This is a genomic window from Mesorhizobium sp. Root102, assembly GCF_001425625.1.
In the GTDB taxonomy this organism is placed as follows: domain Bacteria; phylum Pseudomonadota; class Alphaproteobacteria; order Rhizobiales; family Rhizobiaceae; genus Mesorhizobium.
Genome location: NZ_LMCP01000002.1, coordinates 118601 through 130719, shown reverse-complemented (window position 1 = coordinate 130719; position 12119 = coordinate 118601). Strand labels below are relative to the sequence as shown.

Annotated in this window: 12 protein-coding genes; 5 read left to right on the top strand and 7 right to left on the bottom strand. The window is 61.0% G+C overall.

Features of this window, described 5'->3' with window-relative positions:
• Positions 1-194: 194 nt before the first annotated feature.
• Complete coding sequence (locus ASD12_RS04050; RefSeq protein WP_056582160.1) at positions 195-1568, bottom strand: PleD family two-component system response regulator; 1374 nt, start codon at positions 1566-1568, stop codon at positions 195-197.
• 33 nt (positions 1569-1601) lie between these two features.
• Positions 1602-1958, bottom strand: a complete 357-nt coding sequence (locus tag ASD12_RS04045; RefSeq protein WP_274533729.1) for a response regulator — start codon at positions 1956-1958, stop codon at positions 1602-1604.
• A 260-nt stretch (positions 1959-2218) separates the two neighbouring features.
• Here ASD12_RS04045 and ASD12_RS04040 point away from each other — a divergent pair, with 260 nt between their 5' ends.
• Both ASD12_RS04040 and ASD12_RS04035 read left to right on the top strand, forming a co-directional pair.
• The gene (locus ASD12_RS04040; RefSeq protein WP_056582159.1) at positions 2219-2518 is read left to right on the top strand and encodes a DUF3572 domain-containing protein; all 300 of its coding nucleotides are present in this window, start codon (positions 2219-2221) and stop codon (positions 2516-2518) included.
• A complete protein-coding gene (locus ASD12_RS04035) occupies positions 2515-3168 on the top strand; it encodes a hypothetical protein (RefSeq protein ID WP_056582157.1) in 654 nt (217 codons plus the stop codon). The genes ASD12_RS04040 and ASD12_RS04035 overlap by 4 nt, the downstream gene beginning before the upstream one ends.
• A 9-nt stretch (positions 3169-3177) precedes the next feature.
• Here ASD12_RS04035 and ASD12_RS04030 read toward each other — a convergent pair whose 3' ends face one another.
• Positions 3178-4710, bottom strand: coding sequence for a hypothetical protein (locus ASD12_RS04030; protein ID WP_056582155.1), 1533 nt, complete (start codon positions 4708-4710; stop codon positions 3178-3180).
• A gap of 106 nt (positions 4711-4816) precedes the next feature.
• The gene (locus ASD12_RS04025; protein ID WP_056582153.1) at positions 4817-5392 is read right to left on the bottom strand and encodes a GNAT family N-acetyltransferase; all 576 of its coding nucleotides are present in this window, start codon (positions 5390-5392) and stop codon (positions 4817-4819) included.
• A gap of 65 nt (positions 5393-5457) precedes the next feature.
• Here ASD12_RS04025 and ASD12_RS04020 point away from each other — a divergent pair, with 65 nt between their 5' ends.
• The gene (locus tag ASD12_RS04020; protein ID WP_056582151.1) at positions 5458-6786 is read left to right on the top strand and encodes a DNA polymerase IV; all 1329 of its coding nucleotides are present in this window, start codon (positions 5458-5460) and stop codon (positions 6784-6786) included.
• A gap of 18 nt (positions 6787-6804) precedes the next feature.
• Here ASD12_RS04020 and ASD12_RS04015 read toward each other — a convergent pair whose 3' ends face one another.
• Positions 6805-7311: a hypothetical protein gene (locus tag ASD12_RS04015; protein WP_056582149.1), complete on the bottom strand. Its 507-nt coding sequence runs from the start codon at positions 7309-7311 to the stop codon at positions 6805-6807.
• 200 nt (positions 7312-7511) lie between these two features.
• Here ASD12_RS04015 and ASD12_RS04010 point away from each other — a divergent pair, with 200 nt between their 5' ends.
• Entirely contained in the window at positions 7512-8393 is an 882-nt protein-coding gene (locus tag ASD12_RS04010) for a DMT family transporter (protein WP_056582147.1), read from the top strand.
• Positions 8394-8511: 118 nt separating this feature from the next.
• Here ASD12_RS04010 and ASD12_RS04005 read toward each other — a convergent pair whose 3' ends face one another.
• Positions 8512-10212, bottom strand: a complete 1701-nt coding sequence (locus ASD12_RS04005) for a hypothetical protein (RefSeq protein ID WP_156398531.1) — start codon at positions 10210-10212, stop codon at positions 8512-8514.
• Between the two features lie 330 nt (positions 10213-10542).
• On the opposite strand from ASD12_RS04005, the gene ASD12_RS04000 reads away from it, so the two are divergent.
• Positions 10543-11391, top strand: a complete 849-nt coding sequence (locus tag ASD12_RS04000) for a methyltransferase domain-containing protein (RefSeq protein ID WP_162252213.1) — start codon at positions 10543-10545, stop codon at positions 11389-11391.
• Between the two features lie 103 nt (positions 11392-11494).
• On the opposite strand, the gene ASD12_RS03995 is transcribed toward ASD12_RS04000, so the two are convergent.
• Entirely contained in the window at positions 11495-12118 is a 624-nt protein-coding gene (locus tag ASD12_RS03995) for a class I SAM-dependent methyltransferase (protein ID WP_056582142.1), read from the bottom strand.
• Between the last annotated feature and the right edge of the window lies 1 nt (position 12119).

The window sequence follows — 12119 nt, the reverse complement described above, 5'->3', positions numbered from 1 at the left end:
GGCGGACCTGAGCATCATGGGGTATTCTGGGGATCGAGCCGGCTGTCTATCCTCGTGCCGGCTTCGTCTTGGCTTGCACAGTCGCGCAAGAGCTTATGAAAATCAACAGTTTCTTAACCAAGGCTCGCGAATCGCTTGGATTAAGGTAAACGGGTAACCCTGTCGGGTTGACTGGATAATCGGGGCTGGACCGGTTACGCCGCCTTGGCGACGACGCGGTTGCGGCCGCCGCTTTTGGCTTCGTAGAGCGCGAGGTCGGCACGCTTCATCAGCGCCGCCACCGTATCCACGCCCTTCAGCACAGACGACACGCCGACGCTGACGGTGACTTCGATCGCCTTGCCGTCCTGGCCGATGGCAAAAGGCGCCTGGGCAATTTCGGCGCGAATGCGTTCTGCCACTTTCTCGGCCACCGCACCCTCGGTGTCCGGCATCACCACGACGAACTCCTCGCCGCCAAAACGGCAGGCAAGGTCGATACCTCTGACATTCTTGCGCAGCCGCCGCGCAAATTCCCGCAACACTTCGTCGCCGCCGTCATGGCCGTGCGCGTCGTTGATCGCCTTGAAACGGTCGAGGTCGGTGATCATCACCGACAGCGGCCGGCGCCGTGCCACGGCGCGATCGAACAGCGTCTGCAGATGGCTGTCGAGATAACGGCGGTTGTGCAGCCCGGTCAGGCTGTCGGTCACCGCCATTTCGATGGTCTGGGTGACGCTGGCGCGCAGCTGGTCGTTGTAGCGCTTGCGGCGCACCTGGGTGCGCAGCCGTGCCGTCAACTCCTGCTGGTCGATCGGCCGCATCAGATAGTCGTTGATGCCAAGTTCGAGGCCGCGAATGATGCGTTCCTCCTCACCCTCCTCCGCCAAAAGAATGATCGGCACGAAACGGGTGCGATCGAGCGAGCGCAATTGCGAGCAGAGCCTCAGCGGATCGAAATCGGCGAACGCAGTCGAGATCATCACGCATTCGTAGGACGTCTCGGCGGCCTGGAAGAAGCCGGCATGCGGATCGCTGGAGACATCGAGGTCGGCGCGGTCGCGCAGCATCTTCTGGATGCGCTCGACGGATGATTTGCGCTCGTCGATCAAAAGCACTTTCGGAATCGTATCCTCGGACGCGAAATTGCGGCTCAAAAGCTCTTCGATGCCGATGTTGCGCGTCGTCGAGGCGCGCAACCGCAACTCGTCGGTCAGCGACTTCAGGCGGACCAGGCTCTTGACGCGCGTCATCAGCTGCAGATCGTTGACCGGCTTGGTCAGGAAGTCGTCGGCGCCGGCCTCGAGCCCACGTACGCGGTCGGAAACCTGGTCGAGCGCGGTGATCATCACCACAGGAATGTGCGATGTCGCCGGATCGCTTTTCAGCCGCCGGCAGACCTCGAAGCCGTCCATGTCAGGCATCATCACATCGAGCAGCACGACATCGACCTTGCCATTCTCGCAGGTCTCGATCGCATCCGGCCCGTTGGTGGCGGTCAGCACTTCGAAATATTCGGCCAGCAGCCGCACTTCCAGCAGCCGCACATTGGCAGGGATGTCGTCGACGACGAGGATCCGTGCGGTCATGTCACAAGGCTCCGGCTCGGCTGAAAGGACACATTACGCATCGCCCAGATAGGATTTGATGGTTTCGATGAAACGCGGCACCGAGATCGGCTTCGAAATATAGGCCTCGCAGCCGCCCTGGCGGATGCGTTCCTCGTCGCCCTTCATCGCGAAGGCGGTCACCGCTATGACCGGGATGACGTGTAGCTCGTCGTCCTCCTTCAGCCATTTGGTTACTTCCAGGCCCGACACTTCAGGCAGCTGGATATCCATCAGGATGAGATCCGGCCGGTGCTGGCGCGCCAGATCGAGCGCTTCCAGACCGTTGCGGGTGCGCACGGTCTCGTAACCGCTTGCCTCGATGAGGTCCCGAAAGAGCTTCATGTTGAGCTCATTGTCCTCGACGATCATGACCTTCTTCGGCATCGATTTCCCGTCCCGGCCGTCCTTCCGCTCGAAGGCGACCGTCATGCGCCCATGTCTAGACGCACCAAACCCTGCTTCACTTTACGGCAATATGATTGACGAAACGGAAATCCGCGGCTGGAAAACAGCGCAAATTCCACCTCGTCCCCTGCGCGTCCAAAGGGCGCGCCACGCTCTAATGGCTTGCCGCAAGCAACTCTTGCCATTACTGCGGGAGAGACTCATTCCACACACCGAAGGTAGTGATGGCAAACGCAGCGTCAATGCGCGAAGAAGCGGAATCGATTGCCGTGAAGGCCCTGGGGTTCGTCGCTTCCGATCCGGAGCTGTTGCCGCGCTTTCTCGCAATCACCGGCATAGAGGCGCATTCGATCCGCAAAGCCGCCAGCGAGCCGGGTTTTCTGGCCGGTGTCCTGCAGTTCATTCTCGCCCACGAGCCGACGCTGATGCGCTTTGCCGAGGAAACCGGCACGCCGCCGGCCGCTGTCGGCAAGGCCTTGCGGGCGCTGCCGCTGGGCGACGACAACCATGAGCATTCGATATGAGCGATGACCCCGAAACCGTGCGCCAGATCGCGGAACTTGCGAGCGACGACCGGCCGCTGCTGGTGCTCGACGTCGACGACGTCGTGCTCGAATTCATTCGTCCGTTTCCGCATTTCCTGAAGGCGCGCGGCTATGGCCTGACGCTGGCTTCCTTCCGTCTGACCGGCAACATTGCCGAGACGGCCAGTGGGCGCCTGATCGAACAGCCCGAAGTCACGGCGCTCCTGGGCGATTTCTTTGATGCGCAAGCCGATTGGCAGAGCATTACCGACGGCGCGGCAGAGGCCCTGGCAGAGCTTGGTGACCGCGCGGAAATCATCTTGCTGACGGCCATGCCGCACAGACACCGTGCTGTGCGTCGCGCCCATCTCGATGCCCTCGGGCTGAGCTACCCGCTTCTGACCACAGAAATGGCCAAGGGACCGGCAGTGGCCAAGCTGCGCGGCAAAGCCGGCCGGCCGGTGGTCTTCGTCGACGATCAGCCGCACAATCTGGCGTCGGTGCGCAACTCGGTCAATGACGCGCATCTCATCCATTTGATGGCCGACAATTCGCTGCGCGCATTCCTGCCGCCGGTGACGGACGACATCGTCGTCGTCCAGGACTGGCCCGAAGCCGCGCCGAAAATTGCAGCGGCGCTGGGGCTCTAAGCCCCGCCCTCAGGGGTTGAGTTTCGCGCCTGCCCCGCCGCTATCGTCACCGCTGTCGTCCCCGCCGTCACCGTCATCCACGCTGTCGTCCACGGCCGGATCGGCGGGCTTCAGCATGACGCCATTGACGGTGACCGAACCGTCGGCCATGGCATTGACGATCCATTCCAGCCGGCCATCGGGCAGCGTCTTGCCAAAACCTTTCGCCATGAGGGCGACTGGCACATATTGCGCCACCTCCGGTTCCGACTTTGCCGCCTCCTGCAGGCCCTCGACAAGCTTGTCGAAGCCAGTGACATCGACCGTCACCTTTCCTTCGGGCTTTTCGCCGGGGAACGTCATCTCGCCTTCCAGCGAGATCTCCGTGTCCTTGTTCTTCACGGTGCTGTGGCCGAGCACGACCTTTGGCGTCTTGGCCATGAAGTCGGCCTTCAGCTGCTCGCCGAACTCGGCCGTCAGCGGCGGATCCTGATTGAGATCAAAGGCTTCGATCGCCTTCTTCGCCATGCTGTCGAGGTCGATGTTGGCGCCGCCGAAGTTCAGGTCGATATCGGTGGGCAGCAGCGCGACGCTCCAGCTCGGCACAAGCTGCTGCGGCACGGTCAGCCCTGACGCCTTGATACCATAGGTGATCGTGCCGTTCTGGGCGACCCCGTCGGTGCCGAACGCGGTGCTGAGCTGGGTGGCGCCGAAATTGCCAACCGGGCTTTCCACCGCGAAATCCTTGAAGCCGTAGGTTCCCTCGACTCGCTGCCAAAGCGGCAAGGCGGCGAGCAGGAGTGATTTGAGCTGCGCCTGGTTGGCCTTCAGCGTCGCCTCGTCCTCATTGGCCACGGCAAATGCCAGGAGATCGAGCAACGGCTTTGTCCGCACGCCCTTGCCGCTGGCTTCGACCGACAGTTCCGGTGACCTTACGGTGACCGGGAATTTCAACCCGCTCTCCGGATCGTCGAAATTGATCGCTTCGACAAAACTCGATACCTTTTGCGAGGTTGTGAAATCGACGCCGCCGGTCGCGGACTTGGTCGCGGCGATGGTCGCGGTGCCGGACCCAGTGCTGGCCTCCATGTGCTGCTTGGCATCCTTCGATGCCATGGTCATGCTGGCCATCGAACTGGTGCCGCTGGTGAAGGCCGCCAGATTGGGATCGTAGACGCCCGAGCCCTTGCCGTCCTTGATCGAAAACTGCGTGCTTTGCAGCCCCTCCGGCCCGTTGAACTCGAAGGAGGCGCTTTGCGAAAAATCCATCGAGACATCCCAGGCCCCATCGCTGCGCGGCTTCACCATCAAGGCATAGGGCGCAAAATCGAGCCTCAGCACCTTCTGGTCCGGGAATGATGCGGCAAGTGCCTTGAAATCAAACAGGATCTTGTAGGCGCCGCCTTCGAGCGAAACTTTTAGGATGCCTTTGTCGATCGCCTGCTTGCCGACATAGCGGGACAGGTCATCGGACAATTGCTTCGCACCCTGGCTGTCGACGGTCTGACCGAAAGCGGGTGCACTCAACGCAAGAAGGAACACGAATGGCAGGGCACGGTTCACGCGAATTCTCCGTTTTGGCCTTCAAGGAATGCTTGGTTCGTCTGGTATGAAATTACCGCTGCAACCGCAAGGTGAGATCAACAGGCATCCAGGCGGACAATCTCGATCAAAGCACGAGCCGCATCAGTGGCCGGCCCGCCTTGCGTTCCACAAGCCTCTCGAAACCAGCCTTCTCGAAGACCCGCGACGAGCCGACGAACAGGCCGATCGAACGCGAATCGCGAGACAGGTCTATCGGGCACGCCTCGAGCAGCCGTGCGCCATTTTGGCGGGCGAAGTCGATGCCGCCTTCGACGAGGCGATGCGTGATGCCCCTGCCGCGCGCCTTGCTGCGGATGAAGAAGCAGGAGATTGCCCAGACGGCCGGATCCGCGGCGTCGGCAGGATCGACCGGTGCCGACCCCCTGCCCTGATTGTTCCATTCGGGCACATCGGCGCGCGGTCCGATCTGCATCCAGCCGACCGCCTGACCATCCTCGAATGCCAGCAGACCCGGCGGTGGGCCGGCTTCGATTCGCGCCTTGATGTGGTCCTTGTTGCGTTCCCGGCTGCTCTCGCGGCGCACCGCCGGAGCCAACCGGAAATGCGTGCACCAGCAGCCATAGCAGGCGCCCTGCTTGCCGAAGAGGTCCTCGAATTCCGCCCAAAGCTCAGGCGCAAGCGGCGCTATGGTCGTGCTCATGCGTTCTCCCCAGGCCAGCCTTGTCGATGGCCTTGCACTGTCGTACCATTGCTTCTGTTCTCTTTATGTTCGCAGCGATGGCGGCCCCTGTCAACAATCCCGATCACGGTTTTTGCCGCGACTGCCTGACGTTTCAGCGCAGCCAGACGCGCCGTTGCGAGCGTTGCGGCAGCCCCCGGCTTGCGCGTCATCCCGAACTTTATCGGCTGCATCTGGCCCATATCGATTGTGACGCTTTTTACGCGGCGATCGAAAAGCGCGACAATCCGGCGCTCAAGGACAAGCCGCTGATCATCGGCGGCGGCAAGCGCGGCGTTGTCTCCACCGCATGCTACATTGCCCGCATCCAGGGCGTGCGCTCGGCGATGCCGATGTTCAAGGCGCTCGAAGCCTGCCCCGAGGCAGTCGTCATCAGCCCCAACATGGAGAAATACGTGCGCGTCGGCCGCGAGGTACGCGCCATGATGCAGGCGCTGACGCCGCTGGTCGAGCCGCTCTCGATCGACGAGGCGTTTCTGGACCTCGCCGGCACCGAGCGGCTGCACGGCCTGCCGCCGGCGGTGGTTCTGGCGCGCTTTGCGCTGGCGGTCGAGAAGGAGCTCGGCATCACCGTTTCGGCCGGCCTGTCCTATTGCAAGTTCCTCGCCAAGATAGCCTCGGACTTCCGCAAGCCGCGCGGCTTCTCGGTCATCGGCGAAGCCGAGGCGGTCGGCTTCCTCGCTGGGCAGCCGGTGACCATGATCTGGGGCGTCGGCAAGGCGTTCAACGCCACGCTGGAGCGCGACGGCATCCGCACCATCGGCCAGTTGCAGCAGATGGATCGTGGCGGTCTGATGCGCCGCTACGGCACGATGGGCGACCGGCTCTACCACCTTTCGCGCGGCGAGGACGTCCGCCGCGTCGATCCCGACCAGGACGCCAAGAGCGTATCGGCCGAAACCACCTTCGACACCGACATCGCGTCGCTGGACGAGCTGGTCGCGGTGCTGAGGGGGCTTTCGGAAAAGGTCTCGGCACGGCTGAAGAAATCGGGCATTGCCGGGCGCACCGTGGTGCTGAAGCTGAAGACCCAGGATTTCAAGCTGCGCACGCGCAATCGCCAGCTTGGCGACCCCACCCGGCTCGCCGACCGCATCTTTCAGACCGGGGTGGAGCTTCTGCGCAAGGAAACCGATGGCACGAAGTTTCGGCTGCTCGGCATCGGCGTCAGCGACCTCTCGGACGACGACAAGGCCGACCCGCCCGATCTGGTTGACGTCCAGTCGCGCAAGCGCGCCATGGCCGAAGGCGCCATCGATGCCCTGCGCGACAAGTTCGGCCGCAAGGCGGTTGAAACCGGCTACACCTTCGGCAAGGGCCGAGACGCCCACCCGCCTGAGCCGCTGGAGGACTGATATGGCGTGTGTCGAGATTTAGGTGCGGCTGAGATCAATCCTGCTCGTCACAACGCTCTTGCCGGTTTTCGGGTCGGTGTCGGTGACGGTCAGCCTGATGCCGTTCTCGCCTCGCTTCTCGACCGTCATCTGCGCCTTGCGGTCACCATTGACCTCCTTGGCCCAGCGGATGCCGAGATTGATCGCGCTACCCGAACGGCTGCCGTTCAGCTGTGCCGGCCCTGTACGAGACCCGACATAGGTGCCGCTGTATTTCGCTCCCGTGACCTTCAGATTGGCACTGATGGCCCGCGACACCACCACGAGACCACGACAATTGCCATCCAGCGAGAGCGAGGTTGAGGTCGCATTCGACTCGAAGCTGCAAGATACACCAACGTTCGGCACATCCGTGGTCACCTGGACAGTGCCCTTGCCGGCGAAATTGCCCTTGAACGACTGGAGAAATTTGGTCTCGTCGGCATGCGCGGCGCCTGCCGCAACCAACAGAGCGCCAGCAAGCGCAAATTGCGCGAATGATCTCATCAAAGCTCTCCTTGTCGATTTTGAAAAGGCAGTATGGTCCGCAAAGCAGGCACGGCTGACTATAGGCACTCAACGTCCCTTGCCGTTTCAGGTTCCGCTCGCAACATCACTGTTCTGCAACTTCCATTCGGCGTGACTGGCCCAGAAGAATGCAGCGACTAGCGATTGCGGCGGAAGCCCCGGCCTGCGACATAGCGCGAATGGCACCTTCCCCCTCGATCTCCAAGGCCGCTTTCTGGATGGCGCTGTCGATCGCCTCGTTCCTGGCGATGTCTGTCGCCGGCCGCGCCACGACAGCCGAGCTCAACGTCTTCCAGGTGCTGGAACTGCGCTCGGTGATCGGCTTTGTCATCCTTCTGCCGCTGGTGATGACGAGCGGCGGCTTTCCAGCCATGCGCACGCAGCGCCCCGTCGCCCATATCGCCCGCAACGTCATCCACTATTCCGGCCAGGCGGCCTGGCTCTACGCCTTGACGCTGATCCCGCTGGCCGTACTGATCTCGATCGAATTCACCACACCGATCTGGACGGCTATCCTGGCGGTGATTTTTCTCGGCGAAAGACTCTCACGGCCAAGGATCGCAGCGATCGTGCTGGGACTGATCGGCGTGGTGATCATCGTGCGCCCCGGTGTCGGCTCGGTCGATCCGGGACATCTCGTCGTGCTCGGCGCCGCAGTCTGCTTCGGCATTTCGGTGGTCACGGTCAAGTCGCTGACGCGCACGGAGAGCGTCGTGCGCATCATCTTCTGGATGCTGATCATCCAGTCTGTGGTCGGCCTCATCCCGGCGCTCTACACTTGGCGCAACCCGCCGCCGGAGCTGTGGCCGTGGATCGTGCTGATCGCCTTCACCGGCATGTCGTCGCATTTCTGCATGGCCCGCGCGCTTGGCTATGCCGAAGCGACCGTGATTTCGCCGATGGATTTCCTGCGCGTACCACTGTCGGCGCTGATCGGCTGGTTGCTCTATAGCGAGCAGCTCGACGCCTTCACCGCCGGCGGCGCGCTGCTGATCCTGGCCGGCAACCTGCTCAATCTTCAGCGCAAGGCGCCGCAGCCGGCGGAGATCGCCGCCTCCTAGCTGTCCTAGCTATAGGCTATTCGCCCAGTCAGTTGCCTGGTTCGGTCGCTTACGATCCGACAGCTTGGCTGGCGTCGACACGACTGCCGTCACTCACCTCGATCGAGCGGTACTCGGCTCAGTCATAGACGCCATTGAATAGAAACTCGTTGTCACTGCCGTCCTTGAAGTGTCCGGCGTACGAACCCGTCGGCAGCAGCAATGCTTCGCCTGCACCGTCGCGCAATGTTACGGTCTTTGGCCCGCTCGCAAGGTCGAATGGCGGATTAAGCACGGCACCGTCGATTTCAACCTGCCCCCCTAGGGGCGCTCCATCGGCACTGTAGAGCGCATAGCTTCCAGCAATCGGAACATCAAAAATCTTCCGCTGACCGGGATAAATTCTGCTGCCAGCGATCCTGAGGTTTGGTGCAATACGGACGTAACTGTTCAAGATCAGAGGCGCGACCACCGGATAGACGTCGTCCATTCGGTAGGACCACAGGATCAACTTTGGCGGAGACTTGCTAAGGACATTGTAGGCCTCGGAGTTCTTGCCTTCCCGCAAAGTCGCGAGCACGTAGTGTTTGTCGAGCCATAGAGTTGTCGGCTCCATCCGATTGGGCAGCATTCCTATGCCGTCGAAATACCGCTCACCTGGTGCAAGCAATGACTCTGCACGCGCCACCAATTCAAGTTGGGCCGCGTTGTCGAAGCGAAGGTAAAGTACATTGGCAACGAAGCTTATAGCCATGGCCGTGACGAGCGCTATCCACGCAAGGTACAAGTAACGCACGCGGATTGCGACGCCATCGAGCAGCGTCAACGACCATAGCGACATGAACGGCAACGCCATGATGAACACGTAAGGCCACGGCTGGTCATGCGCGAAGACCAGCACAGTGACGACGACCGAGAAGATCAGCGCAATTCGTCTCCGTTCGTCGAGCTTCATGATCTGCAGCAGCGACAGAGCCATCCCGGCGAAACAGAAGACGTATAGAACATAGTTTCGCGCGAGCGTCTGAAACACGAATTGCCTCAGCCCCCCGTAGTCACCGCCCCCGCGCGCAGCAATCTCAAGAGGGCCGAATACGAGGTTCCTGGCAATGGGAACAGGGTCGGCGCCGCCGAAGACAAAGCAATAGGCCATTATGGGAACGGTCCATCCCAGCACGAGCCATGCGCCGCGCGCCATGCCTGATGCGTAGCGTCTCATCAAAGCCGCGTCGGCGACCAGACCAAGGCCAAGCGCAAAATTGAAATAGATCGATTTCTGCGTCGCGAGAAAGGACAAGCCGCTCAAGGCGCCGGCAGCGACAAGCGGCCACGCCCTTAATTTGCGCGCTCGCAGGACGACGAGCAGCGCCGCCACGGCAAAGAACACCGCCAGCGGTTCGGCGATGGTGCGAAAGATGCGCTCCATGAAATTCGAGAAGCACAGGAGGATGAGGACGATGATCAAGGCCCGATTCCGGCCCTCGCCGAGCGCGCGAGCGCAGGCATAGACCATGGCCACGGTCGCGCAGGCCAGCAGGGCGGTCTGGATGCGGCCGACAAGCAGGATCGACGTGGCATCCCAGCCGACCAGGTGGGCAATCTCGTAGAAGATCGCATAGCCGACCGCCTTGGGATGCCAGATCGTATCGAAGAGGCCGTTGGAGAAATATTTTGCCCATCCTAGCTGGACGAATTCGTCCATGACGAAGCGGGCGTTCAAGGCGAAGGCGAATAGCAAAACGATCTTGAGGGCGATCAGGACACTCACAAAAATCGTTGCCAGGCGCTGCCCGAGACCGAATGGCTGGCTTGATCTGTATCCAAATTCTTGCGTGTCCAAGATACCCCCAACCCTGGCTCAGGCCAGAGCCCGCCAGCAAGTGCACCACCTCGCCACTTCGACTGCAACCGCTCCACAAACGCAAACAACCAGTTTGGCGAGGCGGCTTCGCCTTGGTCCCGGCGCGGTCGGTTGTCGAAAACCGTGCCGAAACCGCGTTGCGTAATTTTGTTTGGTCGCGCATGTGTAGTGGGTGCTTGCAGAGTCCGCCCATTTAGCTTGCACTCAGCGTATTTTAATAACTGTTAGCCTTCGCTCGTTAAGAAAGGCCTATAGTCATCCATGGTAACCTGCTCTCCCCAATAGTGTGGAGACTTGAAAGGACCGCGCGTGCTGCAATCCAAATTCACGTCGGGTCTTGTCTGCCCAACCTGCTATGCTGCGCTTGTGACAGGTCCCGATGCCCTAACATGCAAGTCCTGCTCAGCCATTTATCCCATACGAAAAGGCATTCCGTTCTTTGCCGAGCCACCGATAAGGCAAGGCTTCGACGCCAGCTTCCACGAAGAGGCGTATGCCGGCACCAGCACCCGCGCCCGCTTCTACAATTCGCTGAAGCGGCTCATAACAAGCGAATATTCACCGCATGACACACTGAATTCGTTTCTGGCGTCGGTGCCTCAACATTCCATAGTCATCGAGTTCGGTTCCGGCGCTCGGCGCATCCGCTCCGATGTGCTCAACATAGACTTGTTCCCCGGGCCGAATGTCGATCTCGTGGCGGATATTGAGCGCACCCCACTCCCGAGCGATTCAGTCGATTACATCATTCTGGACAGCGTGATCGAGCATGTTCCCAATCCGGCTGCGGTCGTTGATGAAGTGCTCCGCGTCCTAAAACCGGGCGGCAAGCTGCTGTGCATCAACCCGTTCTTGTTTCCCTACCATGGCTACCCCGCCCATTACTGCAACTTCACGAAAGACGGGATCGAGCAGCTTCTTCGGCGGTTCGGAAGGGTTGAGGTTCAAACGCATCAGGGACCGACGAGCGCAATCGTCAACATCCTTTCCGAGTACGTCGGCGTGATAGTGGGCCGGGAGAACCGGACCCGCTACATGTTGGCGAAAGGAGCGGTCCTGACGCTGACATTCCCGCTCAAGTTCATAGACAAATTGCTTGTCGATCGCCCCGAGAGTCACCGGATCGCCAGTATGCTCGGCACCATTGCGACCAAATAATTCAACGGGCTGTACGTCCGCGCCATCGCGCCGAACACCCGCTTCGTAACCCGGGGCGGTGCTCGCGCGACATCGCTGTCTTGCGGGTCAGTTGGTTTCGAGACTACCAACTCAACACTTCGCAATAGTTCGGCGAGTCAGGCACAGCCGATACCCTCTGCGCCTTTGGGAAATACCGTCGCGCCATGACTGCAAAGTCCGAGCGTGAAAACAGCACGACATGCTTGTCCCCGGTGATGTGCCGGTCCGCAAGAAGCGACAGCGTGGCGCGCACGCCGCCCGGCTCAATGTCCTTCAGGATGATCTTCCGGCAAGCCCAGCGTTCGCAGCTGCTGGCCAGCGATTTGAAAAATGAGTCGCGTTGATCGACCGGCACGTGATGGATGACGTCGGAAATCGTGACAGCATCGTAAAGCCCTGTCACCTCGGTGAGATCAGTCGCAGGCAGGAGTTCAACCCTCGCCCGATGTACGTCGCTCAAGAATGTACCGATTGAAGGAGCTAGATCGCACATCGTAACAGCCAGGTCAGGGCGTCGATTTAGGAGCCGCTCGATAAGCGCGCCGTCACCGCCGCCGATATCCACTATCTTCGCGCCGTTCGGCAATTCACCGTCAAGAAAATCAGCGATCAGGTTGAGGTTGACGAACACACGACGATATACATTGCCGACCGGCTCAAAATGGCGGCCGAGAACCCTGCGCGCGACCTGACCTGGTGCCAGCATT

Coding starts and splice junctions, on each gene's coding strand:
- ASD12_RS03995 (WP_056582142.1), bottom strand. CDS start 12,118: ATGCTGGCACCAGGTCAGGTCGCGCGCAGGGTTCTCGGCCGCCATTTT.
- ASD12_RS04050 (WP_056582160.1), bottom strand. CDS start 1,568: ATGACCGCACGGATCCTCGTCGTCGACGACATCCCTGCCAATGTGCGG.
- ASD12_RS04015 (WP_056582149.1), bottom strand. CDS start 7,311: ATGAGATCATTCGCGCAATTTGCGCTTGCTGGCGCTCTGTTGGTTGCG.
- ASD12_RS04035 (WP_056582157.1), top strand. CDS start 2,515: ATGAGCGATGACCCCGAAACCGTGCGCCAGATCGCGGAACTTGCGAGC.
- ASD12_RS04045 (WP_274533729.1), bottom strand. CDS start 1,958: ATGATCGTCGAGGACAATGAGCTCAACATGAAGCTCTTTCGGGACCTC.
- ASD12_RS04020 (WP_056582151.1), top strand. CDS start 5,458: ATGTTCGCAGCGATGGCGGCCCCTGTCAACAATCCCGATCACGGTTTT.
- ASD12_RS04010 (WP_056582147.1), top strand. CDS start 7,512: ATGGCACCTTCCCCCTCGATCTCCAAGGCCGCTTTCTGGATGGCGCTG.
- ASD12_RS04025 (WP_056582153.1), bottom strand. CDS start 5,392: ATGAGCACGACCATAGCGCCGCTTGCGCCTGAGCTTTGGGCGGAATTC.
- ASD12_RS04040 (WP_056582159.1), top strand. CDS start 2,219: ATGGCAAACGCAGCGTCAATGCGCGAAGAAGCGGAATCGATTGCCGTG.